The sequence below is a fragment of the Massilia rubra genome, assembly GCF_011682065.1.
In the GTDB taxonomy this organism is placed as follows: Bacteria; Pseudomonadota; Gammaproteobacteria; order Burkholderiales; family Burkholderiaceae_D; genus Telluria_A; species Telluria_A rubra.
Map to the genome: position 1 here is coordinate 286,526 of NZ_VUYU01000008.1, position 25,576 is coordinate 312,101.

23 protein-coding genes and 1 riboswitch are annotated in these 25,576 nt (G+C 63.9%); of the genes, 13 read left to right on the plus strand and 10 right to left on the minus strand.

The features are described from left to right. Positions 1–136 precede the first annotated feature (136 nt). The 4 genes from F0185_RS15250 to F0185_RS15265 all read right to left on the minus strand — a co-directional run bounded on the left by F0185_RS15250 (position 137) and on the right by F0185_RS15265 (position 4,558). Positions 137–1,087: a tyrosine recombinase XerC gene (locus F0185_RS15250; protein WP_167225737.1), complete on the minus strand. Its 951-nt coding sequence runs from the start codon at positions 1,085–1,087 to the stop codon at positions 137–139. A gap of 1 nt (position 1,088) precedes the next feature. Next, positions 1,089–1,751 (minus strand): DUF484 family protein, encoded by a 663-nt coding sequence (locus tag F0185_RS15255; protein WP_167225739.1) that lies wholly within the window; start codon positions 1,749–1,751, stop codon positions 1,089–1,091. 189 nt (positions 1,752–1,940) lie between these two features. Then, a complete protein-coding gene (locus F0185_RS15260; RefSeq protein WP_167225741.1) occupies positions 1,941–3,224 on the minus strand; it encodes a porin in 1,284 nt (427 codons plus the stop codon). A 272-nt stretch (positions 3,225–3,496) separates the two neighbouring features. Continuing rightward, entirely contained in the window at positions 3,497–4,558 is a 1,062-nt protein-coding gene (locus F0185_RS15265) for a porin (protein ID WP_167225743.1), read from the minus strand. A gap of 462 nt (positions 4,559–5,020) precedes the next feature. On the opposite strand from F0185_RS15265, the gene F0185_RS15270 reads away from it, so the two are divergent. Then, positions 5,021–6,640, plus strand: coding sequence for a tetratricopeptide repeat protein (locus F0185_RS15270; protein ID WP_167225745.1), 1,620 nt, complete (start codon positions 5,021–5,023; stop codon positions 6,638–6,640). A gap of 63 nt (positions 6,641–6,703) precedes the next feature. Here the strand turns inward: F0185_RS15270 and dapF are convergent, their stop codons facing one another. From dapF to F0185_RS15285, 3 genes are read right to left on the minus strand one after another with little or no spacing between them, the layout of a single operon-like run. Next, positions 6,704–7,576: a diaminopimelate epimerase gene (gene dapF, locus F0185_RS15275; RefSeq protein ID WP_167225746.1), complete on the minus strand. Its 873-nt coding sequence runs from the start codon at positions 7,574–7,576 to the stop codon at positions 6,704–6,706. 24 nt (positions 7,577–7,600) lie between these two features. Then, positions 7,601–8,473 carry an LpxL/LpxP family acyltransferase gene (locus F0185_RS15280; RefSeq protein ID WP_167225748.1) on the minus strand — a complete coding sequence of 291 codons (873 nt, stop codon included), beginning with the start codon at positions 8,471–8,473 and terminating at the stop codon, positions 7,601–7,603. Further along, complete coding sequence (locus F0185_RS15285; RefSeq protein WP_167225750.1) at positions 8,470–9,321, minus strand: lysophospholipid acyltransferase family protein; 852 nt, start codon at positions 9,319–9,321, stop codon at positions 8,470–8,472. The genes F0185_RS15280 and F0185_RS15285 overlap by 4 nt, the downstream gene beginning before the upstream one ends. A gap of 188 nt (positions 9,322–9,509) precedes the next feature. On the opposite strand from F0185_RS15285, the gene metK reads away from it, so the two are divergent. The 4 genes from metK (at position 9,510) to metF (ending at position 13,930) form a co-directional block, all read left to right on the plus strand. Continuing rightward, a complete protein-coding gene (gene metK, locus F0185_RS15290; RefSeq protein ID WP_166891968.1) occupies positions 9,510–10,676 on the plus strand; it encodes a methionine adenosyltransferase in 1,167 nt (388 codons plus the stop codon). A 341-nt stretch (positions 10,677–11,017) separates the two neighbouring features. After that, a riboswitch (S-adenosyl-L-homocysteine riboswitch) is annotated at positions 11,018–11,092 on the plus strand. A gap of 26 nt (positions 11,093–11,118) precedes the next feature. Further along, positions 11,119–12,543, plus strand: coding sequence for an adenosylhomocysteinase (gene ahcY / locus F0185_RS15295; RefSeq protein WP_167225752.1), 1,425 nt, complete (start codon positions 11,119–11,121; stop codon positions 12,541–12,543). A gap of 213 nt (positions 12,544–12,756) precedes the next feature. Then, positions 12,757–13,110 carry a phage holin family protein gene (locus tag F0185_RS15300; protein WP_166891962.1) on the plus strand — a complete coding sequence of 118 codons (354 nt, stop codon included), beginning with the start codon at positions 12,757–12,759 and terminating at the stop codon, positions 13,108–13,110. Continuing rightward, positions 13,097–13,930, plus strand: a complete 834-nt coding sequence (metF, locus tag F0185_RS15305; RefSeq protein ID WP_167225754.1) for a methylenetetrahydrofolate reductase [NAD(P)H] — start codon at positions 13,097–13,099, stop codon at positions 13,928–13,930. The genes F0185_RS15300 and metF overlap by 14 nt, the downstream gene beginning before the upstream one ends. Before the next feature lie 181 nt (positions 13,931–14,111). Here metF and F0185_RS15310 read toward each other — a convergent pair whose 3' ends face one another. After that, entirely contained in the window at positions 14,112–14,738 is a 627-nt protein-coding gene (locus tag F0185_RS15310; protein WP_167225756.1) for a 5-formyltetrahydrofolate cyclo-ligase, read from the minus strand. 36 nt (positions 14,739–14,774) lie between these two features. Here F0185_RS15310 and F0185_RS15315 point away from each other — a divergent pair, with 36 nt between their 5' ends. Genes F0185_RS15315 through F0185_RS15340 form a run of 6 tightly spaced genes read left to right on the plus strand, consistent with a single transcriptional unit; the run spans position 14,775 to position 22,330 of the window. Beyond that, positions 14,775–16,721, plus strand: a complete 1,947-nt coding sequence (locus F0185_RS15315; RefSeq protein ID WP_167225758.1) for a lytic transglycosylase domain-containing protein — start codon at positions 14,775–14,777, stop codon at positions 16,719–16,721. A gap of 32 nt (positions 16,722–16,753) precedes the next feature. After that, entirely contained in the window at positions 16,754–17,716 is a 963-nt protein-coding gene (locus tag F0185_RS15320) for a complex I NDUFA9 subunit family protein (protein ID WP_167225760.1), read from the plus strand. A gap of 29 nt (positions 17,717–17,745) precedes the next feature. Then, on the plus strand, positions 17,746–18,468 hold the full coding sequence (locus F0185_RS15325; RefSeq protein ID WP_167225762.1) for a glutathione S-transferase family protein: 723 nt from the start codon (positions 17,746–17,748) through the stop codon (positions 18,466–18,468). A 28-nt stretch (positions 18,469–18,496) separates the two neighbouring features. After that, complete coding sequence (locus F0185_RS15330) at positions 18,497–19,780, plus strand: multifunctional CCA addition/repair protein (RefSeq protein WP_167225764.1); 1,284 nt, start codon at positions 18,497–18,499, stop codon at positions 19,778–19,780. Positions 19,781–19,811: 31 nt separating this feature from the next. Beyond that, entirely contained in the window at positions 19,812–20,795 is a 984-nt protein-coding gene (locus F0185_RS15335) for a cytochrome-c peroxidase (RefSeq protein ID WP_167225765.1), read from the plus strand. Beyond that, complete coding sequence (locus F0185_RS15340; protein WP_370664019.1) at positions 20,792–22,330, plus strand: DAHL domain-containing protein; 1,539 nt, start codon at positions 20,792–20,794, stop codon at positions 22,328–22,330. Before F0185_RS15335 ends, F0185_RS15340 begins: the two co-directional genes overlap by 4 nt. A 27-nt stretch (positions 22,331–22,357) precedes the next feature. Here the strand turns inward: F0185_RS15340 and F0185_RS15345 are convergent, their stop codons facing one another. After that, on the minus strand, positions 22,358–22,858 hold the full coding sequence (locus F0185_RS15345) for a hypothetical protein (RefSeq protein WP_167225767.1): 501 nt from the start codon (positions 22,856–22,858) through the stop codon (positions 22,358–22,360). Positions 22,859–23,104: 246 nt separating this feature from the next. Here F0185_RS15345 and F0185_RS15350 point away from each other — a divergent pair, with 246 nt between their 5' ends. Continuing rightward, the gene (locus F0185_RS15350) at positions 23,105–23,767 is read left to right on the plus strand and encodes a GNAT family N-acetyltransferase (RefSeq protein ID WP_167225769.1); all 663 of its coding nucleotides are present in this window, start codon (positions 23,105–23,107) and stop codon (positions 23,765–23,767) included. A gap of 6 nt (positions 23,768–23,773) precedes the next feature. On the opposite strand, the gene F0185_RS15355 is transcribed toward F0185_RS15350, so the two are convergent. After that, entirely contained in the window at positions 23,774–24,283 is a 510-nt protein-coding gene (locus F0185_RS15355) for an Lrp/AsnC family transcriptional regulator (protein ID WP_099873715.1), read from the minus strand. Between the two features lie 125 nt (positions 24,284–24,408). Between F0185_RS15355 and hppD the strand changes: the two genes are divergently transcribed. Next, a complete protein-coding gene (hppD, locus tag F0185_RS15360; RefSeq protein ID WP_166891937.1) occupies positions 24,409–25,530 on the plus strand; it encodes a 4-hydroxyphenylpyruvate dioxygenase in 1,122 nt (373 codons plus the stop codon). Positions 25,531–25,576 lie beyond the last annotated feature (46 nt).

Genomic DNA, 25,576 nt, shown 5'->3' on the forward strand with positions numbered 1-25,576 from the left:
GTCGTCAATCAGTGTGCCGCCCGGGAGCGGGCGAATAATCGAGCGATTATGCCGGATTTCGCCATTTGCTTCCAACTACCGCCAGATCGCTTGACGCGGATCATGCCGCAAACGCGTATCCGGCCCTGTTGCAAGCCTATTTCGCCTTGGCGCGCGGATGGGCCTGGTCGTACACGGCGGCCAGGTGCTGGAAGTCGAGCGCGGTGTAGACCTGGGTCGAGGTGATGCTGGCGTGGCCGAGCATGTCTTGCACGGCGCGCAGGTCGCCCGACGATTGCAGCACATGCGAGGCGAACGAGTGGCGCAGCATGTGCGGATGCACGTGCACCGGGGTGCCGGCGTCGATCGCGTGCTGTTTCAGGCGCAGCTGCACCACGCGCGGCGACACGCGCGTGCCGCGCTCGGACAGGAACAGGGCGCCGCTGCCATCGGCCGGCGGCGGGCGCACCGCCAGCCAGGCCGCCAGTGCGGTGCGCGCGTGGCTGCCCACCGGCACCGTGCGCATCTTGTTGCCCTTGCCGGTGACCAGCACGTCGCCCGAGGCCAGGTCGATCCAGCCGAGCGAGGCGGCCTGGCCCTCGCCGCCCTTGGTATAGGTCACGTCGAGCCCGGCCAGCTCGGCCACCCGCAAGCCGCTCGAATACAGCAGCTCGAACATGGCGCGGTTGCACAGCTCGGCGCTGGTCGGGCTGCGGCCGGGCGGCGCGCTTGACACCAGCTGCACGGCGTCGTCCACCGCCAGCGCTTTCGGCAACGGGGCCGGGCGCTTGGGGGCGCGCACGCCGTCGGTGGGGTTGGCGGCCAGGGTGATGTGCTCCGACAGCCAGCCGAAAAAGCCACGCCAGCTCGACAGCTTGCGGGCGATCGAGCGCGGTCCCAGTTGCTGGCTGTGCAAAATCGAGGTCAGGCGCCGGATGTCGGCCTGGCGCACCTGCTGCCAGGGCATGCCCTTGGCCAGCGTATGCAACTGGTGCAGGTCGCGCCGGTAGGCGTCGATGGTGTGCGGCGAGAGCTGGCGCTGCGTGGCCAGCTGCTCGAGGTAGCGCCCGACCCAGTCGGTGGCTTCTAGCGCGACCGGATGATCCATGTCAGGCCCGCAAGGCCGCCAGCGCGGCGCTGGCGGTTTCGCCGATGTGCACCAGGAAATCGGTGCCCATGCTGGCGGTAAAGCGTTCCGGATCGGGCGAGCCGAGGATCAGCAGGCCGAAGGCGCTGCCGTTGCTGCGCAGCGGCAAAATGACGGTCGACTGCACCGCGCCCGCGTCGGCCAGCCAGCGCACCGCTTCGAAATCGTGGTTGCTGCCGCAGTAGGGCGCCAGCAGGCTGTTGGCGAACAGGCGCGCATCTTCCGACACGCCGTTGACGTACCAGTTGCCGGCGTGCGCCGGCGCCAGGTTCCACAGGCGCAGGGTGGCCTGGGGCACGCCGAAATGGGTGGCCAGGCCATCGACCAGGGCGCGCGGCATGTCGCCGTCGTGGCGCGTCTTGAGCAGGGTCTGGGTCCAGCCGTGGAACTTGTTGGCGATGGCGGCGTTCGCTTCGGCCAGGCGGACCAGGTCCGACATGCGCAGTTCGAGCGCCTTGTATTTGTCGCGCATCACTTCCATCTGGCGCTCCTGGAGCGAGACGGCCTTGCCGGTCAGCGGGCTGGACAGCTTGACCTCGCCCAGCAGATTGGCGTGTTCCTGGAAAAAAGTCGGATGGTCGGCCAGGTAGTCGGCGACGGCGGTGGAGTCCAGAGTGGCGGTCATTGAAAGTCTTTACGTGAAGTCTTAAGTAAGTGCGCATAAATTCTTGTAATTTCTGCACACTTACTTAGTGCGGGGAATCGTGTTGCATGCGAAAAAACGTCCCGCAATTCTAACCGACAGCTTGCGCTCACACGCAAAAAGACGCCCGAAGGCGTCTTTTTTGCAGTGCGGGATGGTCGCGCGCCGTGCTTAGAAGCGGTGACGCACGCCGACCTGGATGGCGTGGCTGTCTTCGCCAGCGACTTTGGTGAAGCCGCCCGGCGAACCGGCCGCGCCCGGCGTGTACTGGCCGTCGTTCTGGTTCTTGATATGCGACAGCACGGTGTAGACATCGGTGCGGGCCGAGAGGTTGTAGTCGTAACCGACCGCCACCAGGGTCGCATCGCTGTTCGACACGGTGCGGTCGTTCTGGCGCGCCGCCGAGGCCATCAGGCGGCCCTGGCCCATGCGGTAGTGCAGGCCGAACTGGTAGCTGCTGGCATCGACCTGGCTGTTGCGGGTGATGTTGGTGGTGTAGATACTGGTCAGGGCAGCCACGTTGGCAGCCGGCACGCCGGCGGCGCGCAGGCCCGGCGCGACCTGGCCGTTGAACACGGCGAGGTAATCGGCCAGCAGGGCCGAATTGCGGTTGACCTGGTCGTGGTAGCCGGCGAAGAACTTGAAGTCGCCGACCTTGACCGAACCGCCCACGGTGGTGGTGGTCAGGCTCTTGCGGCCTTGCAGGTCTTCACCCTGGTTGTGGCCGACGCCGATGTCGAAAATGCTGGTCTTGTAGGTGATCGCGCCGCCCATGAACTTGTTGTAGCGGCCCAGGTAGCCGGAGTTCTTGGTGCCGTACATGAGCGAGCCGCCGAAGCCGGACGGGGTGGCGATGCGGTACTGGATCGATTTCTGCGAGCGGATGTCCGCGCCCAGCGCGGTAAAGCCGGCGGTGCCGCCGGTGATGCCGCCCCAGGTGCCGCCGGTGCCGGTTTCGAACGCGTCAGCCGCGGCGAACACTTCGTAGCCGGGGGTGTACATGCGCCCGACCAGGATGGCGCCGAACGGCGTGACCACACCCACCATGGCGGTGCGATCGAACAGGGCTTTCTCGGCGTTGACGGCGATCGCTGGCTGCAGGCCGGCGCGCAGGGTCGCCAGGGTCGGCGCCAGGGCCGGGGTCTTGAAGGCATCCATGCCCTTGGTCAGGTAAAAGCCTTGATTCGCGTTCACCAGGCCGGGGCTCTGGGTGCCGGTGTCGAGTTCGACGCGCGCTTCCAGATTGAAGATGGCCTTGTAACCACCGCCGATGTCTTCGGTACCTTTGAGACCGATGCGCGAACCGTCCGCGATACCACTGACGAGTTTGGCCGATTCACCTTTGGTTTTCATGAAACCAGCATCGGCAATACCGTAAATGGTCACACTGGACTGGGCCAGGACCGGGGCTGCGAAACAGGTAGCGATTACACCAGCGATTAATTTTGTTTTCATTGTGTCTCCAGGAGATTATTTTATATAAAAACGAACGTGCGTACTAATTCGTTTTGACCAATATGCCATCGTTTTTTAGCCTTGTACAGAAAGCCGATCGCGCACGCAAGTGCTGGTTGCGAAAAAGACACAGACGAAGCAAAAACGTCAATACCGTCTTATCTGAAACACCACAGCCTGCGCCGTCAAAGGCAAAGGGCAGCGATGTTGCCATCGCCGCCCTTTGTTTTATCCGACCGACTTATGTTGCATACGATTTATATCGCACTGCATCAAAAAGCGTGATTCACGCCCAATGCATAGATATTCATGCTCGATGGAATGGTCGGGCCTTTCTTGTTAGAAGCATCAGCATACACATAGGTGCGTGGCGACAGGCTGTATTCGTAGCCGATCGACATTTGCTTGGTCTTTTGCATGCCCTGGTTCAAAGCGCCCTGGTTCTTCTGGCCATAACCGGCCAGGATTTTGCCCTGGCCCATTTTGTAATTGGCGCCAACCACCCACGAACGCGCTTCTTCGCTGTTAAACAAGGTATGGCCGCGGTCTTGCTGCACGCGCGTGGCCATCAGTTTCAGTTCCGGCGTGGCCATCACATAGCCGGCGATCGAGAGCAGGCGCGATTCGACCGCGTTGCGTTCGGCGGCCAGCATCAGCGAACCGGCCGCGCCGGTATACGTGGCCGAGACCGAGTAAGGATTGGCCGACGCTTCCGAGCCAGCACGGTATTGCGGGTTGGCCAGGCTGCCGCGGCCGACGATGGCTGCCGAACCCGTGCTCGCTTCCTTGGTGCCGACCGTGGCATTGATCTGGAAGCCGTTGTACACGTTCGAGTTGTAGAACAGGGCGTTGTTGAAGCGGTTGGTCGAATTGCCCACCGAGCCGAGCGGGTCCGAGGTGTAGCCAGCGACCATCAGGTCGGTCTGGAAACCGGCCGGGCTCGGCACACCGTGGAACGGCTCGAACTGGGTGCTGCTTTCCTGGAAGGCGGTCAGGCCGCGTCCCAGGCGCACCATGCCGAAGGCGCCTTGCAGGCCGACCCGGCTCTGGCCCTGGAACAGCGGACGCTGGACGCCGTTGGCGCCCTGCTCGATGGTGCCCGAGTCCGGTTCATAGCGAATTTCGAGCTGGAACAAGGCTTTCAGGCCGCTGCCGATGTCTTCCACGCCTTTGAAACCGAGGGTGTTATTCGCGCGCTTGCCGATGGCCAGCGATTGGTCAGTACGTTTGATCATGCCGGCATCAACGGTGCCGTAGATGACCACAGAAGATTGTGCTTGTGCAAAGCCGGCGCTTGCGCCCAGAATTGCCAGAGCGACCAGTGATTTTTTCATGTACACGTCCCTAAAAGTGAAACAGTCGAATCCGCAAGTGCCTTGAGTTTTCAATCTACTGAACACCCGGATTAAGAAACCTTATTGCTTGGCCAAGTCCAGCGTGGCTGTCCTGGTCGATTATGAGGGGTAGAATTGGTTGAAAGCCAATCATTCCGGCAGTGTTGTTGTATTTATGAAACGGCAGTGCGTATTGATACAGGCAAGACACTCCTCATTTTTATGAAATCGTTTCATGAGGTATCCCGGATATTCTTACTAACAAGCTTTGTGCGAAATCAAGGAAGTCGCCATCAGCGGCCATCGCGCCGCGCGCCTGACGTAGACTTTAAAACGTCGGCTGCACCCGCATCAGCCAGGCAACTGTTGTATATTGGCAACTCGACCGGCACCATGCGGCGTAGCAGGCTCAAGGAAGTAATCTCCTCCCGGGGCTTCTCCAACAAGGTGATGGCAACAATCATGGCAAACCGCGAAGAACTAGCGCTCATCCGGGGCGCGCGCGCAGGCCGCGCCCAAGCCCAGCTCGACCTGGGAACCCTCTATCTGTTCGGCAGCGCCGGCTTGCCCAAGAGCCTGCCGACGGCCCTTCACTGGCTTGACCGTGCCGCGCAGCAAGGCAGCGCCGGCGCCTGCCAGCTGATCGGCACCCATATTCCCTTCGATGTGGCGGTGCAGAGCCAGCGGCCGGTGGCGTGCTGGTTCGAGCAAGCCTGCGACGATGGCAACCTGCGTGCCGGGCTGGTGCTGGCCCAGCTGATTTTAGGCGGGCATGGCGGCGCCACGCCCGGCCCCGAGCGGCGCGAAAAAGCCTTTCGCGCGCTCGAAGCGGGCGCGGCGGCGGGCCTGGCCGAAGCCCAGTGGCTGCTGTCGCAGCACCGGCGCCTGGCGGGCGCGCTGACGATGGCGTCCGAGGCGCACGTGGCGCCGCCGGCGCGTCCGGCGCCCGCGCCGGCGCCACAGCACACGGTCGATGCGCGCTGGCTGCAGCGCGCCGCCGAGAGCGGCTTGCCGCAGGGCCAGTTGTCGCAACTCGACACCGACTGGGAAGAAGGGCGCCTGGCCGCCTACGCGCAGCGCGCCCTGCCGCTGGCGCGGGCCCTGGTGCGCCAGCTGGGCACGACGCCGCGCGCCGCCAGCGGGCTCGGTGCGGCGGACGTCACCTTGCTGTCGCGTTGCGCGCGCGCGCTGGCGGCCGCTGCCGGCGACCCTGATGGCGATGCCGGCCGTTCCGATACGCTGGACGCCGAGATGCGCCATTTCTTCGAGCTGGCCGCAGCCGAGCACGATGCTCACGCCCAGTTCGCCGTGGGACTGTGGTGCGCGCGCATGCAGGTCGACGGCAAGCGCATCGCCGTGGGCGAAGGCTCGGCCAACTTCAAGAAAGCCATCCGCTGGCTGACCCTGGCCGGCAACCAGGGGCTGGCCGAAGCCTGGTATGCGCTCTCGCGCATCTACGTCAAGCCCGAGTTCTCCCAACGCAACGTGCTTGACGCCCAGCGCTATCTGGAGCGCGCCGCCGAAATGGGTTACCGCGACGCCCAGCTCGAGTGCGGCAACAGCGCCTGGCGCGCGCGCCGCGAGAATGAAAACAATGATGTGCGGGCGGTGTACTGGTTACAGAAGGCGGCGCTGCAAGGCTGTCCGCTGGCGGCCACGGCGCTGCACAAGATCGCCCCGCGCTGCGACGGCGCGGCCTACACCGAAACCGGGGCCTTGGCAGCGTACGAGCTGGGCGGCGCGCATCCGCTGCTGGCCGCGCGTCTCGAGCTGGCCGCCCTGTTCGGGCTGACGCGCGCCGAAGCGTTGTTGCTCGATGTAACGGCGGCCGACCAGGGGCATTGCCTGGTGATCGATATCCGCGGCAGTTACGGGCGCAGCAAGCGGCGTCTGGTGGTGATCGATTCGATGCACGAACGGCACGCGCTGGACCGCATCGTGCGCCTGTTCGACGGCGTCGACTGCGGGCCGAGCGGTCCGGAGGGCAATTACCGGCAGCGGCTGTACCGGCTCAAGACCCTGGTGCCGGAGTCCGAGCATGCCGAGCTGGGGGAGGTGGAGGCGTACGAGATGGCGGCGTGAGGGGAGGGCCGGGAACCTCAACACCGTCATTCCCGGCCGAGGCCGGGAATGACGGTCGTCAATCTAGCGGCCGGAAGTGAGCTCGATCTCGCCCTCGAACACCGTCACCGCCGGTCCGCTGAGCATCACCGGCTCTCCATCGCCGGCCCACGCAATCGACAACTCCCCGCCGCGCGCAGTCACGCGCACGGGCGAATCGAGCAATCCGCGCCGGATCCCGGCCACCACGGCCGCGCAGGCGCCAGTGCCGCAGGCCAGCGTTTCCCCGGCGCCGCGCTCGTACACGCGCAGCTTGATGTGATGCCGGTCCAGCACCTGCATGAACCCCGCATTGACCTTGTTCGGAAAACGCGCATGCGCCTCGATCAGCGGCCCGGTGTCCGCCACCGGCGCGAGCTCGACATCATCGACCACCTGCACCGCGTGCGGATTGCCCATCGACACCACCGACACGAACACTGTCTTGCCGCCCTGATATTTGATCGGCAAAGGCCACAAGGTATCCCGCCCCTCGGCCCAGCCGCCCAGCCCGGACGCATCGAACGGCACCCCGGCCGGCGCGAGCACCGGCGCACCCATGTCCACCGTGATGCTGCCGTCGGCTTCCAGGCGCGGCGTGATGACGCCCTTCATGGTTTCCACCCGGATGCTGGACTGCTCCGTCAAACCCTTGTCGGTGACAAACTTGACGAAGGCGCGCGCGCCGTTGCCGCACTGCTCGACTTCGCCGCCATCGTTATTGAAGATGCGGTAACGGAAGTCGCAGCCGGCGCCCTGGGCTTTTTCCACCACCAGGATCTGGTCGGCGCCGATGCCGAAGCGCCGGTCCGCCAGGCGCTGCCACTGGGCGGGTGTGAAATCGAGCTGCTGGCTGATGGCGTCGATGACGATAAAATCATTGCCGGCGCCGTGCATCTTGGTAAATTTAAGTTTCATGCGTCTCAGTATAGTCCGTAACAACTATTGTTTCAGGTACGGCGACGGTTCGCCGGGCGGACGGGTCTTGAAGCGCTTGTGCGTCCAAAAATACTCGGCCGGCGCCTCGCGCACCCGCTCCTCGATGAAGGCATTCATCCGGCGGGCCGACTCGGCCATGTCATCGCCCGGATAATTCTCCCAGGCCGGATAAAACGTCACCTTCCAGCCAGTGTAATTCGGCAAGAATGTCGCCACCACCGGAATCACCTGCGCCCCGGTGGCCGCCGCAATGCGCCCCGGCGCGGTGAGCGTGGCGGCCGGAATGCCGAAAAACGGCACGAACGCGGCATCCTTGTCGCCAAAATCCATATCCGGCAGCATAAAGTAGGGCAAGTGCTCGCGCATGGCGCGCAGGATCGGCTTGACTCCCTCCTTGCGCGAAAACAATTGCACCGGACGAAAGCGGGAACGCCCCTTGCGCAGCACCTCGTCGAACACGGCATTTTTTTGCGGTACGTAAATCGAGCACAAACTCGTTTCCAGCATCACCGCCACGCCCGCCACGTCCAGGCTCACGAAGTGCGGGCACAGCAGGATGGTCGGCCTGGCCGCGATCTGCGCCAGCGGCACGCCGGGCTCGACATGGATCAAACGGCGCAAGCGCGCTTGCGGCGCCCACCACAAAATGCCGCGCTCCCACACGCTGCGCGAATACGACTGGAAATGCTGGCGCGCCAGCACCACCCGCTGCGCTTCCGACAATTCCGGCATGCACAGGCGCAGATTGGTCAGGGCGATATGGCGCCGTTTCCTGAGCACCAGGAAAAGCAGGCTGCCCACGCCAGTGCCGACCCGTCCCAGCACGGGCAGCGGCAACCAGTGCATCAGCCACACCAGGCCGATCAAGAGCTTCATGCGTCCACCTGGGCGTCGGGCGCGGGCACGCCGCCGGGCTGCTTGTAGCGGTTATAACTCCAGAAATACTGGGCCGGGCAGCGCGCGATCAACTGCTCCATGGCGCGATTGATCATGCCCGCCCGCTCGGCGGGGCTGCCCTCCAGTTCCTGGCCGAAAGGCACGAAGCGCACGATAAAACCGCGGCCGGCGGGACGCCGCTCGGCGTACACCAGGATGATTTCAGCATTGCCCAGTTGCGCCAGCTTGGCCGGCAGGGTCATGCTGTAGGCCGGGCGTCCGAAAAACGGCGCCCACACGCCTTCGCCCTGCTGCGGCACCTGGTCCGGCAGCACCCCGATCGGCTCGCCGCGCTTGAGGCACTTGGCCAGGATGCGCACGCCCGACAGGTTGGCCGGCGCCAGGTGCAGGTTGTGGCGCGCTCTAGCGCCCTCGATCAGCGGTTTCAGGGCGGCCTGCTTGGGCGGGCGGTACATCACGGTCAGCTTGGTGCGCAGCGCGATCTGCTGGGCGGTGATTTCGAAGCAGCCCAAGTGCGGCGTCAGGAACATGATGCCGCGCCCGCTGTCGATGACCGACTGGACATAATCCCAATTCTCGTCGGTGGCCATGCTCGCCACTTTCGCGGGCGGCGCGCACCACACGAAGGCCAGTTCGATGATCGACTTGCCGGACTCGGCAATGGCGGCCGACAAATGCTGGCCAAAGCCGGCCGCGCGCATATTGGTGCGCATCAGCTTGCGGTAAGAAGGGGAGGCGAGATACACGAACCAGCCCAGCGCGGCGCCCATGACATGCAGGACCGGCAATGGCAACTTCGATAAGGTACGGAAAAGAGGAACTAACATGGTTTTCGACTGTGGTTCAACAAACGGCTAGTTGCTTAGCCAAAATTTCTCAAGGAGCGTAAAATACCACGTATGCAGGATCCGCCGAGTTAATAGACAACTTGCGAAGCGGAATATAAATGTCGCTAAAGCGTCGCAGGCAACCCGGTTACTGCGACTTTCATCTCACACAGTAACAGGAGCATTGCATGTCAAACGACTATCTCTTCACGTCCGAATCCGTGTCCGAAGGCCATCCCGACAAAGTTGCCGATCAGATTTCGGACGCCATCCTCGACGCCATTCTCGAGCAAGACCCGAAAGCGCGCGTTGCCGCCGAAACCTTATGCAACACCGGTTTGGTAGTGCTGGCCGGTGAAATCACCACCCACGCCAACGTCGACTATATTCAGGTCGCGCGCGAAACCATCAAGCGCATCGGCTACGACAACACCGACTACGGCATCGACTACCGCGGCTGCGCCGTGATGGTCTGCTACGACAAGCAGTCGCCCGACATCGCCCAGGGCGTCGACGAAGGCGCCGGGCTCGACCTGGACCAGGGCGCCGGCGACCAGGGCCTGATGTTCGGCTACGCCTGTGACGAAACGGCCGAGCTGATGCCGGCCGCCATTCATTACGCGCACCGCCTGGTCGAACGCCAGTCGCAGCTGCGCAAGGATGGCCGCCTGCCGTGGCTGCGTCCGGATGCCAAGTCGCAAGTGACCCTGCGCTACGTGGACGGGCGTCCGGTTGGCGTCGACACCGTGGTGCTGTCGACCCAGCACGCGCCGGAAGTGACGCACGCGCAGATCGAAGAAGCGGTGATTGAAGAAATCATCAAGAAAGTGTTGCCGGCCGAATGGCTGCACAACACGCGCTACCTGGTCAACCCGACCGGTCGCTTCGTCATTGGCGGTCCACAAGGCGATTGCGGCCTGACCGGTCGCAAGATCATCGTTGACACCTACGGTGGCGCGGCGCCGCACGGTGGCGGCGCGTTTTCGGGCAAGGACCCATCCAAAGTCGACCGTTCGGCGGCTTACGCGGCCCGTTACGTGGCCAAGAACGTGGTGGCGGCCGGGCTGGCGCGCCAGTGCCAGGTGCAGGTCAGCTACGCGATCGGCGTGGCCAAGCCGATCAATATTACTGTGTACACCGAAGGCACGGGCGTGATTTCCGACGAAAAAATCGCCGCCCTGGTGATGGAACACTTCGATTTGCGTCCGAAAGGCATCGTCCAGATGCTCGACCTGCTGCGTCCGATTTACCAGAAGACAGCGGCCTACGGCCACTTCGGCCGCGAAGAGCCGGAATTCACGTGGGAGCGCACCGACAAAGTCGCCTTGCTGCGCGCCGAAGCCGGCCTGTCCTAAGCAACACGGTCGCAAACCGCCAACAAGCGCGGTTTGCCTCTAAACCGGGGTCCGTGCCTCCAAACCGGGGTCAGAGCTTTAACTCGAAACATTTCTAGTTAAAGCTCTGACCCCGGTGTTTGTTTCGGGGCTGTTCCTGCTGAAAGCGCAAGAATCTGACGAAATGGCGTCCGCTGTTTCGATTTACCCGAAATCCTGCACCGGGGTCAGAGCTTTAATTAGAAATGTTTCGAGTTAAAGCTCTGACCCCGGTTGTAGGCGCTCTGCACCCAGGCGTAGGCGCTTTTGCCGCACCCGAGAAATTTGGCTGGCGCAACTTGACGTTAGCGGCTACACTTCTTAGTTCCGAGGAGCGTTGCGACGAAATTGCTATTTCGCCAGGCTCGGAAATTCCACCGCAACTGCGCTCACGTTACTTTTTTCTAACTGAAAGGAGGGCGTGATGAACGCCGTACTCAAATCTTCGCAAGACTTCCATATCGCCGACATTTCCCTGGCCGCCTGGGGCGACAAGGAAATCAAGATCGCTGAAACCGAAATGCCCGGCCTGATGGCTATCCGCGAGGAATTCGCCGCGGCCCAGCCACTCAAAGGCGCGCGCATCACCGGTTCGCTGCATATGACGATCCAAACCGCCGTGCTGATCCAGACCCTGGAAGCCCTCGGCGCCAAGGTCCGTTGGGCATCGTGCAATATCTATTCGACCCAGGACCACGCCGCCGCCGCCATCGCCGCCGCCGGCACCCCTGTGTTCGCCGTCAAGGGCGAAACCCTCGACGAATACTGGGATTACACCCACCGCATCTTCGAATGGCCAAGCGAAGCCGGCCAGCCGGTGTATTCGAACATGATCCTCGACGATGGCGGCGACGCCACCCTGCTGCTGCACCTGGGCACGCGCGCCGAAACCGATCCGTCGGTGCTGGCCAAGCCAGGTTCGGAAGAGGAAATCTGCCTGTTCAACTCGATCAAGACCCACCTGGCGAAAGATGCCACCTGGTACTCCAAGCGCCTGCCGCAAATCCTGGGCGTGACCGAGGAAACCACCACCGGCGTGCACCGCCTGTACCAGATGCACAAGGAAGGCAAGCTGGCCTTCCCGGCAATTAACGTCAACGATTCGGTCACCAAGTCGAAATTCGACAATCTGTACGGTTGCCGCGAGTCGCTGGTCGACGGCATCAAGCGCGCCACCGATGTGATGATCGCCGGCAAAGTCGCCGTCATCGCCGGCTACGGCGACGTCGGCAAGGGCTCGGCCCAGGCCATGCGCGCGCTGTCGGCGCAAGTGTGGGTCACCGAAATCGATCCGATCTGCGCCCTGCAGGCGGCGATGGAAGGCTACCGCGTCGTGACCATGGATTACGCCGCCGAACACGGCGACATCTTCGTTACCTGCACCGGCAACTATCACATCCTGACCGAACAGCACATGCTGGCCATGAAAGACCAGGCCATCGTCTGCAACATCGGTCACTTCGACAACGAGATCGATGTCGCTTCGCTGAAGAAATATCAGTGGGATAACATCAAGCCCCAGGTCGATCACGTGATCTTCCCGAGCGGCAAGCGCATCATCCTGCTGGCCGAAGGCCGCCTGGTCAACCTCGGTTGCGGTACCGGTCACCCGTCGTATGTGATGAGCTCCTCGTTCGCGAACCAGACCATCGCCCAGATCGAGCTGTTCGCCAATACCGACAAGTACCCGGTCGGCGTGTACGTGCTGCCGAAGCACCTGGACGAGAAAGTCGCGCGCCTGCAGCTCAAAAAGCTCAACGCGCAACTGACCGTGCTGACCGACGAGCAAGCCGCGTACATCACCGTCAGCAAAGAAGGCCCTTACAAGCCTGACCACTACCGTTATTAATCGGTAGCAACGGCGCGCATCTGGAGGGGCCTCGAAAAACCGTAGCGAGCGGTGCAAGTTTTGTCCGAGAAGCGCAGCCGTACCCATGTACGGTGAGCATCGCAGGATGAAATTGCGCCGCGCAGTAGGTTTGTCGAGGTCCCGGCAAAGAGCGCGCCGTTTTTTTGTCCTACACAATATCTTTTTCATATCAACCGGACTCCCGCTTCCCTTATGCGCTTACTTTTGACGTGGTTGATTAACGCAGTGGCGCTATGCGCGCTGCCATTCCTGATGAGTTCGGTTCAAGTCACGAACCTGGTGTCGGCCTTGATTGCCGCGCTGGTGCTCGGGCTGGTCAATACCCTGATTCGTCCGGTGCTGGTACTGCTGACCCTGCCCGTAACCCTGCTATCCATGGGGTTGTTTATCCTGGTGATCAACGCGCTGCTGTTTTGGGCAGTCGCCAACTTGATCGACGGATTCCAAGTGTCAGGTTTCTGGTCGGCCTTTATCGCCGCCATCCTGTACAGCATCATCTCGTGGGCGCTGTCTACCTTACTCCTCAAAAAAGATGGCAACTCCTGACTTCAGCATTGAATTCTATCCGCCCAAGACTCCCGACGGGGCGGACAAGCTGCGCGTGGCGCGCGCCAAACTGGCGCTGCTGCAACCTAAATATTTCTCGGTCACCTTCGGCGCCGGCGGCAGCACGCAGCAAGGCACGCTCGACACGGTCGTCGAGATCCTCGGCGAGGGCCACGACGCCGCTCCCCACTTGTCGTGCGTGGGCGCCACGCGCGAATCGATCCGCACGATCCTGAAACAGTTCCAGTCGCATGGGATCAAACGCGTGGTGGCCTTGCGCGGCGACTTGCCAAGCGGCTACGGCGGCGCGGGCGAGTTGCGCTATGCCAGCGATCTGATCGAGTTCATCCGCGCCGAGACGGGCGACTGGTTTCACATCGAAGTGGCGGCCTATCCGGAAGTGCATCCCCAGGCCAGGTCGCCGCAGGATGACTTGCAGAACTTCGCGCGCAAGGTGCAGGCCGGCGCGAACGCGGCCATCACCCAGTATTTCTACAATGCCGACGCGTACTTTGCGTTCATGGACCAGACCCGCAAGCTGGGGATCGATATTCCCGTCGTGGCGGGGATCATGCCGATTACCAATTACACGCAGTTGATGCGGTTTTCGGATATGTGCGGAGCGGAAATTCCGCGCTGGGTGCGCTTGAAGCTGGCCAGTTTCGGGGATGACACGGCATCGATCAAGGCGTTCGGGCTCGACGTGGTGACGCAGCTGTGCGAGAGATTGCTCGCCGGCGGCGCGCCGGGGCTGCATTTTTACAGCATGAACCAGGCGGTGGCGACGACCGCGTTGTGGGAGCGCTTGAAGGCTGCTTGATGGGTGCCGACAGCGGCTCGCTTGTTTTACCGCTACCATAAAACGTCGTCCCCGCGAAGTGAAGTGACCCAAGTTCATGCTGAAGTCGTTGGCGACGCAACGAACTTGGGTTCCCGCCTTCGCGGGAACGACGGTCTGAATGGTAGCGTTATCTGTGGCGTAAAGCTCGGCGCCACTAGCATCACCCCTCCGTTAGCACCCAATCGAGCGCCACATCATGCGGACTCGCGGCAAACGCCACCAGGTCGCCCGCGTACGCAATGCCCACAGTAAGCGGCCTCGGCGCCTCTTCCAGCGTGCGGTCGTAATACCCCCCGCCATACCCCAGCCGGTAGCGCTCCGTCGTAAACCCCAGGCAAGGCACCAGCAGCACCCCCGGCCGGTCCACCATCCTTTGCTCAGCCGGCACCGCCACCCCCATCCGGTCGCTTACCATCGCCTCCCCGGGCACCCACTCCACGAACGCCAGCGCGCAATCGGGCGCCACCACCAGCGGCAGCGCCAGCGGCACGCCCGCCCTTGCCAGCTCAAGATACAGCGGCTGCAAATCGGGCTCGCCCCGCAGCGGCCAGTACACCCCCAGCACCGGGTCCGCTTCGCGCGCGCTGTGCGCACCCCACCACGCCAGCACGCGTGCCCCGATCAGCGCGTCGCGCCGCGCCTTTTCCAGGGGATCGAGCGCGCGCCGGGCCGCTTTTAAGGTGGCGCGCAAACTTGCCTTGTCGGCACTATGTGCATTTGCATCATTTGCGTGCGCCGATGCTGGCTGCGCGGCATGCCCGCATGGTATTCTAGGTTCGCCGGTCATGTGTTAAATGAAGTATCAATGGAGAGTTGCATTCAGATGTTCCTGCCGAAATTGTTTGCCTTCGCGATTGCCGCCGGAGCCTGCCTGATTCCAGCGTACGCCCAAGCGCCCGCGCCCCCGTACGACCCGCGTGCCGACGACGATACCTTCCTGCTGCTGCGCGAAGCCGCGCGCCAGGACGATGCCGCCAAGGCCAATGCCTACGCCTCGCGCCTGCAGAACTATGCAGTGCCGTCGTATGTCGATTATTATCGGCTCAAAACCCGGATGCGGGTGGCCTCAAGCGACGAATTCCGCGATTTCCTCAGGCGCTACCAGGGCCTGGCCATCGCCGACCGCCTGCGCAACGACTGGCTGCTGGAACTGGGCCGCGCGCGCGACTGGGCCAATTTCGACCAGCAGTATCCCCTGTTCGTGCTCAACGACGACACCCAGGTCAAGTGTTACGTCCTCATGGCGCGCGTGGCGCGCGGCGAAAAAGTGGCCGACGACGCCCGTGCGCTGCTGGCCAATCCGCCCGGCTATGGCGACGCCTGCGGCTCCCTGATTTCCACCCTGGCCCAATCGGGCCAGTTCGACGCCAACGACCTGCTGGCCCAGCTGCGCCTGGCCGGCGAAACCAAGGCCACCGGCCCGGCGAAACGCATCGCCGCGCTGCTTGGCGTATCCGAACTGCACGCCTCGCAGGCGGTCGACCTGCCGGCGCTGGCCATGGCGCGCGGCATCGGCGAGACCCGCGCCGACCACGAAGTCTATCTGGTGGCGGTGGCCCGCATGGCGCGCACCAGCCAGAACCTGGCCGTGGTCGCCCTGAACAAGAACGCGCCGCGCCTGTCGGCCCAGGAACAAGCCATCGGCTGGGCCGGCATCGCGCACGCCGCCTCGCTCACGCTCGCCCCCGAAGCCTACGATTACTGGCGCAAGAGCGCCGGCGCACCGCTCACGGCCGAACAGATTCAGTGGAAAACCCGCATCGCCCTGCGCCGCGGCGACTGGAAAACCGTCAAGGCCACCATCGAAGCGATGCCGGCCCCGCTGCGCGCCCAACCCGGATGGACCTACTGGCTGGGCCGGGCGCTGCAGGCCGAACACGGCGCGCACGAAGCGGCCGTGGCCCTGTACCAGCGCATCGCCGACCAGAACAGCTTCTATGGCCAGCTGGCGCTGGAAGAACTGGGCCAGCTCATTTCGATCCCGCCGCCGGGGCCGGCCCTCACGCCCGAGGAAATGGCGCCCATGGCCAGCAACCCCGGCCTGCGCCGCGCGCTCAAGTTCTTCAGCCTGCGCCTGCGCCCCGAAGGCACGCGCGAGTGGAACTGGGAACTGCGCAAGTTCAGCGAACGCGAACTGCTCGCCGCGGCCGAATTCGCACGCCAGAACCAGATCCTCGACCGCATGGTCAATACCTCGGACCGCACCCGCACCCAGTTTGACTACACCCAGCGCTTCCCGGCGCCGCACAACGACATCCTGCATCCGACCGCGCAGCAACTGGGCCTGGACCGGGCCTGGGTATATGGCCTGATCCGCCAGGAATCGCGCTTCATCATGGATGCGCAGTCGAACGTCGGCGCGTCCGGCCTGATGCAGGTCATGCCCGCCACCGGCGCCTACGTGGCGCGCAAGATCGGCCTGGGTGACTACGTCAAGAACAAGCTGACCGACGTGCGCACCAACATCCTGCTCGGCGCGAACTACATGAGCATGGTGCTCGAAAACGCCGACGGTTCGCAGACCCTGGCCACGGCCGCCTACAACGCCGGCCCGGGACGCATGCGCAACTGGCGCGGCAAGCTCGCCGAGCCGATGGAAGGGGCCATCTTCGCCGAGTCGATCCCGTATATGGAAACCCGGATCTATGTGAAGAATGTGATGTCCAACGCGACCAACTACGCCGCGCTGTTCGAGAACAAGCCGCAGTCGCTCAAGGCGCGCCTTGGCAAAATCACGCCGCGCAGCGCCCAGGGCAACGACTTGCCCTGATGCGCCTGCGGGCACATTTCGGAGCGTGCACGATGAAAGACATGACTGTAGTGGTGTTTGGCGGCTCCGGCTTCATCGGCAGCCATCTGGTGGCGCGCCTGTCGCAGGAGGGCGCACGGGTCATCGTGCCGACCCGGCGCGCCGAACGCGCCAGGCACCTGATCTTTTTGCCGCGCGTCGATGTCGTCGGCGCCAACGTCGCTGACGACGCCACCGTGCGCCGCCTGCTGGCCGGCGCCGACGCCGCCATCAACCTGGTGGGCGTGCTGCATTCGCGCCGCGGCCAGCCCTACGGGCCCGACTTCAAGCGCGCCCATGTCGAGCTGCCGCGCCGCATCGTGGCCGCCTGCGCCGCCACGGGCGTGACGCGCTACCTGCACATGAGCGCCCTGGGCGCGGCCGCCGACGGCCCGTCCATGTACCAGCGCTCCAAGGCCGACGGTGAAGTGGCCGCGCGCGCCGAGCCCTCGGTGGCGGCCACGATTTTCCGGCCATCGGTGGTGTTCGGTCCCGGCGACAGTTTTCTCAATACCTTTGCGCGCATGCAGAAGTGGCTGCCGTTCATTCCGCTGGCCGGCGCCGCCACCGATTTCCAGCCGATCTACGTGGGCGACGTGGCCGACGCGTTCGTGCACGCGCTGGGCGACCTGAAAACGCGCCACCAGGTGTATTCGCTGGGCGGGCCGCAGATTTATTCGCTGGCCGAACTGGTGCGCCTGGCGGGCCGCTATGCCGGCCATCCGCGCCCGGTGTTCGGCATTCCCGAGCCGCTGGCGCGCCTGCAGGCGGCGCTGTTCGCACTGCTGCCGGGCGAGCCGCTGATCAGCCGCGACAACCTCGACTCGATGCGGGTCGATAACGTCGTCGATCCGGCCATCCAGGCCACCACCGCCGCCGCCCTCGGCCTGCAACTGCGCGCGCTCGAAGCGGTGGCGCCGCACTACCTGGCGCCGCACGAGCGCTTTGACGACTACCGCGCCCGCGCCGGGCGCTGATTTCTCACCTTTCACCGGAAAGCGTAACAATGCAAACCACCGAACTCGATCCGACCCTGTCGCAAACGCTGGACGACGCCAAAAAGGCCGGCCTGACGCTCATCATCGGCAACAAGAATTATTCGTCCTGGTCGATGCGGCCGTGGGTGGCGGCCACCGCGTTCGGCATTCCGTTCAACGAAGTGCGGGTGCTGCTCGACCAGCCAGATACGTCGGCGCGCATCGCCGAGTATTCCGGCGCCGGCCGGGTGCCGGTGCTGATCGCCGGCGAGATGACCATCTGGGACAGCCTGTCGATCTGCGAATACCTGGCCGAGCAGTTCCCGGAAAAGCATCTGTGGCCGCGCGACGTGGCGGCGCGCGCCATGGCGCGTTCGGTCACGGCCGAAATGCACAGCGGCTTTGCCGACCTGCGCAACGCGATGTCGATGAATATCCGCATGAGCCTTCCCGGGCGCGGACGCACCCCGGGCGCGCAGGGCGACATCGGCCGCATCAGCGAGATCTGGGAAGAGTGCCTGTCGCGCTTTGGCCACCACCAGTTCTTGTTCGGCGACTTTTCGATCGCCGACGCCTTTTTCGCGCCGGTGGTGATGCGCTTTAAGATCTACGGCGTGGCGCTGGCGCCGGCCCTGCAAGCCTATTGCGAGCGGGTCCAGGCCCACCCGGCGGTGGCGCGCTGGGTGCGCGAAGCGCTGGCCGAAACCGAAATGGCCGCCCATCACGACGAAGAAATCCGCGGCAAGCCATAATAGCGGTTTAGGCAATATTGACTTGAGCATGAAAACATACATCGTTGGCGGCGCGGTGCGCGACGGCCTGCTGGGCCTGCCGGTGCAGGACCGCGACTGGATCGTGGTCGGCGCCACACCCGAAGACATGCTGGCCGCCGGCTTTCGCCCGGTCGGCAAGGACTTCCCGGTCTTCCTGCATCCCGCCACGCAGGAAGAATACGCGCTCGCCCGCACCGAGCGCAAGACCGCGCCCGGCTACCGCGGCTTCGTGTTCCACACCTCGCCCGACGTCACGCTCGAAGAAGACCTGGTGCGGCGCGACCTGACCATCAATGCGATCGCGCGCGCCGACGACGGCAGCGTCACCGACCCGTTCGGCGGCCGGCGCGACCTGGAAGCGAAAATTTTCCGTCATGTGTCCGACGCCTTTGCCGAAGACCCGGTGCGCATCCTGCGCCTGGCGCGCTTCGCGGCGCGGTTTCCCGACTTTACGGTGGCGCCCGAGACCATGGCGCTGATGCGCAGCATGGTGGCGGCCGGCGAAGTCGACGCCCTGGTGGCCGAGCGGGTGTGGCAGGAAGTGGCGCGCGCCCTGATGGAGCAAACCCCGTCGCGCATGCTCGCCGTGCTGCGCGAGTGCGGCGCCCTGGCGCGCATCATGCCGGAACTGGACGCCCTGTGGGGCGTGCCGCAACCGCCGCTGCACCACCCCGAAATCGACACCGGCGCGCACATGATGCTGGTGATCGATTACGCGGCCGAACGCGGTTTCGACTTGCCGGTGCGCTTCGCAGCCCTGATGCACGACCTGGGCAAGGGCGCCACGCCCTGCGAGCACTGGCCGCGCCACCACGGCCACGAGCAGCTCGGCCTGGCGCTGATCGACGCCGTCTGCGCGCGCCTGAAGGTGCCGGGCGAGTGCCGCGACCTGGCCGTGATGACCGCGCGCGAGCACGGCAACGTCAGCCGCGCGCAAGAGCTGCGCGCCAACACCCTGGTCACCCTGTTCGAGCGCTGCGACGCGTTCCGCAAACCGGCCCGCTTCGGGCAGATGCTGCTGGCCGCCGAGAGCGACTCGCGCGGGCGCGGCGGCGCGGGTGACGATTTCCGCACCCGGCCCTATCCGCAAGGGCCGTACCTGCTGCGCGCCCTGGACGCGGCGCGTGGCGTCAACGCCGGCGAAGTGGCGCTGCGCTGCGGCGAGAACAAGCAGCAAATCGCCCACGCCGTGCACAGCGCGCGCGTTTCGGCCGTCAAGGCGGCGCTGCGCCTGGGCGACGACCCTGCTCAGGCGGACGACAGGGAAGAGCCGAATCCTGCTATTCTTTGAGCCGATATTGGCATTGACACGGAGAAACGGGATGCTGTCCACCTTGCGCCGGGCCCTGCGTCGGACTCTTGGCGCGCTCGCCTGCTGCGTTGCAGGCGTCGCCGCGGCCCAGGCGCTTGTCAATGAGCCAATCCGGCCGCTGCCCGTGAAGGCGGTGGGCGACCCTGCGCGCATCGCCCTGGGCGAGCGCTTGTTCCAGGACCCGCGTTTTTCGCGCGAGAGCACCTACAGCTGCGCCAGCTGCCACCAGTTGCGGCGCGGCGGCGCCGACGGCAAGGCCATTTCCCCTGGCGCGAACGGCAAACCGGCGCGCTTTAACACGCCCACCGTCTATAACAGCAGTTTCAACTTCCGCCAGACCTGGACCGGGCGCTACAGCGGCGTCGAGCAGTTGCTCGACCACGTCATCGGCAAGCCGGCGGTATTTGCCGACAACTGGGACGTGGTGGCCGCGCGCCTGACCCGCGACGAGGCGCTGGCGGCCCAGTTCAAGGATGTCTACGGCGACGCCCTGCGCCCGGCCTACGTGCGCGATGCGCTCGACCAGTATCTGCGCTCGCTGGTGACGCCCTCGCGCTTCGACCGCTACCTGCGCGGCGAGGCCGGCGCCATCACGGCCGAGGAAGAACGCGGCTACCTGCGCTTCAAGAGCTTCGGTTGCGCGGCCTGCCACCAGGGCATCAACCTGGGCGGCAACCTGTTCCAGAAACTGGGCGCCATGCGCGAGATGCCGGGACAGGAAACGAGCGGCGCGGACCTGGGCCGCTACCACGAGACCGGCCGCAATATCGACCGCCACGTGTTCCGCGTGCCGGGCCTGCGCAATGTGGCGCTGACGGCGCCGTACTTCCATGACGGCTCGGTCGCTACCCTCGACCAGGCGGTGGAACTGATGTTCAAATACCAGCTCGGGCGCACCGCCTCGCAGCAGGACAAGGAATTGATCGTGCGCTTTTTGCACACCCTGAGCGGCGAGAAGCTGGTGCCGGCCGCGTCGCCGGGAGCGTCGCCGTGAGAGGGGTGCTCAGTTCCTGGCGCCGCGTCGCCTCGCTGCTGCTGCTGATCGCGCTGATGGTGGTGCTGGGCGTGCTGTTCAACCGCACCCAGGCCGTCGACCTCGAAGCGCAGAACCGGGTCATGCTCAACCTGCGCGAGCTGGAAAAGCTCGACTCGGAGTGGAACGTCAACATCCTGCGCTCGCACATTGGCTTGAACAGCAACTACGATCCGCTCTCGACTCCGCTGCCGCGCATGCGTGAACTGCAGCTGCGCCTGGCCGCCGCCTTGCCGATGACCGGCAACCCGAGGGCCGGCGACGCGCTCGAAGAAGTCAAGCGCGCGCTGGTGAAGAAGGAAGAACTGGTCGAGCAGTTCAAGACCCAGAACGCGATCCTGCGCAATTCGCTGATCTTTTTCCCGCCCGCGATCACCGACCTGAAGACCGAATTGAATGGCATCGAAGGGGCGATCGTGCCCGGCCGCGTGGTGCTGGCGCTCGATACCGCCTTGAACAGCCTGCTGAGCGACATCCTGCGCTACAACCTGGCGCCGTCGCCGGCGCTGGCGGCGCAGATCGAACGCACGATCGCCTCGATGCAGCCCTTGCGCGGCGACTTTTCGGACAGCGTGAGCGACACCATCGACGAACTGGGACGCCACGCGCACGCCATCCTGCGTTACCGCCAGCTGGAAAACGAACTCGAAATGCATATCGCGAACAGCCGCACGGCCGAGGCGATGGAAAAGCTGGGCGGCCTGTTCGACACCTCGTTCGACCAAGTGCTGATCGAAAAACAGCGCTACCGGACCTATTTGTTCGCCTATTCCGGCTTGCTGTTGCTGCTGCTGATGTACGTGGCGCGGCGCCTGCTGCGCAGCTACAGCATCATCGGCGAGGTCAATCGCAGTTTGCAGGCGGCCAACGAGACGCTCGAACATCGCGTGGCCGAGCGCACCGCCGAGCTGGAAGCGCAGTCGGAGCGCTTGAAGCAACTGGCGCAGCACGACAGCCTGACCGGCTTGATCAACTACGGCGAGCTGACCCGCCTGCTGGCGCACGCGCTGGTGCGGGCCGGGCGACGCGGCGACGTGGTAGTGGCCATGTTCATCGACCTCGATGGCTTCAAGGCGGTCAACGACACCTACGGGCACGCCACCGGCGACCTGGTGCTGTGCGAAGTGGCCAAGCGGGTGCAGGACAAGCTGCGCAAGGAAGACGCGCTGGCGCGCCTGGGCGGGGACGAATTCGTGATCTTGCTGGAAGAGGTCAGCGGGCGCGATGGCGCGCTGCGGGTGGCCCAGCAGACGCTCGACGCGATCCGCTCGATCACCGAGGCGGGCGGCTTCCCGGTGCGTATTTCGGCCAGTATCGGCGTGGCCAGCGCCAAGGGCAAGGAAGGCTTCATGCGCGGCGCGCCGGCGCTGCTGGCCGACGCCGACCAGGCCATGTACCTGGCGAAGCAAGGCGGCAAGAATGGCATTTCGTTCAGCCCGCAGGCGCAGTGGAGCGAGGCGCCGCTGGCGCCGGTCGACTTCACCAGCGCGGTGTGAACGGCCGGCGCGGACCTCCATCACGCTTCAGGAAATGCCCAGCTGCTCCAGGCGATAGCGCATTTCGGCGGCGATGCCTTCATTGGGCGACGAGGCAAATTCGCGGATCAGGGCGATCGATGCGGGCGTGCCAATGTCGGCCAGCGCGTGGCTGAACCATTTGGCGATGACTTCATCCTCCGAACACGTATATTGGAGTGTGTCGAAGCCATTTTCAAGCATGGTTCGTATGCAAGGAATGCTTGATGGATGGCCGAGATGCTGGATCTTCCTGGTGATCTCCTGATGATGATAGTGCCCCGGCATTATCAGCAAATTGTTCAGAATATACGCTTTGACATGCTCATCCTTAATGCAGCCAATCATGCCGTCCAGTGACATCCAGTTGTCTTCATCGCTCGCGATGTCGGTCTGCATTTCGCCGAGAATGTAGTTTTTCAGGCTATCGGCGTCGATGCCCGCCAGTTGATGTCGCTCAGAAAGGTTGGCGCGGATAGTATCGAGCAGCGTGCGTTGCGATTTGTCCATTGCGATGCGAAAGCCTGTCTGGTTAGAGGTGGAATCATATCAACTTGATAGCCTTTCCATGAGCAATTGTCTCAAATTAGTCAGCCTGGACATGTTCCAACGCGTTGCGCGTAGAATCGCTTGTAGTCATGCCTCATGCATGCATTCGCGACGTCAAAAGTGGCGGCGTGCAAGCAGGGGCTCCCGTGCATGCGCTACAATGGGCAAATTGGTGCACTGCACAATAGACGTCACGGAGTCCGGCTCATGTTCACAAACCCCTTCAGCAGCTGGCTCGGCAACCGCAAGAGCAGCAAAACCCGGCGCAAGGTGCTGGTCAAGCAGCTCCACGAACGCGACCGCCGCCGCGTGCTCAAGCATTTCCTCGCGCTTGACGATAGTGACCGCTTGCTGCGCTTCGGCACCAGGCTGCCGGACGAACTGGTCGAATCCTACGTCGGCAAGATCGACTTTTCGCACGACACCGTGTACGGCGTCTACAACCCGGTGTTCAAGCTGGTCGCGGTCGGCCACCTGGCGTTCGCGCCCAAGCAAGCCTCGACCCACGCCCTCTCCAGCACCACCAAGGACATCGTGGCCGAATTCGGGGTCTCGGTGTCGGCCTCCGCGCGCGGCCTGGGGATCGGCTCCAAACTGTTCGAACGCGCCGCCATCCGCTGCCGCAACCTCGATGTCGACACCTTGTATATGCACTGCCTCTCGTCCAACCAGACCATGATGCACATCGCCAAAAAGGCCGGCATGGAGATCCAGCGCGATTACGGTGAAGCCGACGCCTACCTGCGCCTGTTGCCGCCCGACCCGGCCAGCATGCTGCGCGAAGCCATCGACGAGCAGTTCGCCACCATCGACTACACGCTCAAGGCAAACACCCGCGCCGCCGTCAAGTTCTTCGTGCCTAAAAAGTAGGCGGCTTTACACCAGCGGCAGCGCGGTCGTATCCTTGATCCGCTGCAGCGCAAAGCTCGACTTGACGTCGGCCACCGCCGGGTGGCTGAGCAAGGTCTGCATCATGAAGCGCGAAAAGTGGTCCATGTCTTCCACGTGCACGCGCAGCAGGTAATCCATCTCCCCCGTCATCGCATAGCAGGCCACCACTTCCGGCCAGTGCTCGACCGACAGCGCAAAATCGGCGTGCGGCGAGCTGGTGGCGCGGCGCGCCCCGGCCGCGTTGCTGGACGCCTCGCTGTGCTTTTCCAGGCGCACGTTCACATACGCCAGCAAACCGAGCCCGATCTGGGCCGGATCGAGCAGCGCCACATACTGGCGGATCACGCCCGCCTCTTCGAGCCGCTTGATGCGGCGCAGGCAGGGAGAGGGCGACAGGCTGACCCGGTCGGCCACATCCTGGTTCGACAGGCGTCCGTCCGCCTGCAAGATCGCCAGAATCTTCCGATCTGTTTTATCGAGCACAATTTTTGGCATATTTTCTCCGAAAGCCGCATTTCAACGCAATATTATTGCCCAAATTGCCGGCCGTGGGGCAGTGTTTGAAATTTAATGCCTGTGTCGCGGGACTATACTGTGCCCTATTAAAATAGGAGACTGTCATGCAATTTACGCCTTGGGAAAACCCGATGGGGACCGATGGATTCGAATTTGTCGAGTACGCGGCGCCGGATCCGAAAGCGCTCGGCGCGCTGTTCGAGCAGATGGGCTTCACCGCCATCGCACGCCACCGCCACAAGGACGTGACCTTGTATCGCCAGGGCGAGATTAACTTCATCATCAACGCCGAAAAAGACTCGTTCGCCCAACGTTTTGCGCGCACCCACGGCCCGTCGGTCTGCGCCATCGCGATCCGCGTCGACGACGCCGCCATGGCTTACCGCCGCGCGCTCGAACTGGGCGCCTGGGGTTTCGACAACAAGACCGGCCCGATGGAACTGAACATCCCCGCCATCAAGGGCGTGGGCGATTCGCTCCTGTATTTCGTCGACCGCTGGCGCGGCAAGGGCGCCAACGCCGGTTCGGCGCCCGGCACCATCGGCGACATCAGCATCTATGACGTCGACTTCGTCGCCATTCCGGGCGCCGTGGCCAACCCGGTCGGCAACGGCCTGACCTACATCGATCACCTGACCCACAACGTGCACCGCGGCCGCATGAAGGAATGGGCCGAGTTCTACGAGAACCTGTTTAACTTCCGCGAAGTGCGCTACTTCGACATCGAAGGCAAGCTGACCGGCCTCAAATCGAAGGCGATGACGTCCCCGTGCGGCAAAATCCGCATTCCGATCAACGAATCGTCGGACGACAAGTCGCAGATCGCCGAATACCTCGACGCCTACCACGGCGAAGGCATCCAGCACATTGCACTGGGCACCGACGATATCTATCACTCGATCCAGGGCATGCGCGACACCGGCATCGTGTTCCAGGATACGATCGAAACCTACTATGAGCTGATCAACCGCCGCCTGCCGGGCCATGGCGAGAACCTCGACGAACTGCGCCGCCTGCGCATCCTGGTCGATGGCCACAGCAGCGAGACCGAACGCGAACTGCTGCTGCAGATTTTCACGCAGACCGTGATCGGCCCGATCTTCTTCGAAATCATCCAGCGCAAGGGCGACCAGGGTTTCGGCGAAGGCAATTTCCGCGCACTGTTCGAGTCGATTGAACTCGACCAGATCAAGCGCGGCGTGCTGCAAGATACGACCGTGGCGTAAGCAGGGTACAAGCGCACCGCCAAGACGGTGCGCGCAGCAATGCACA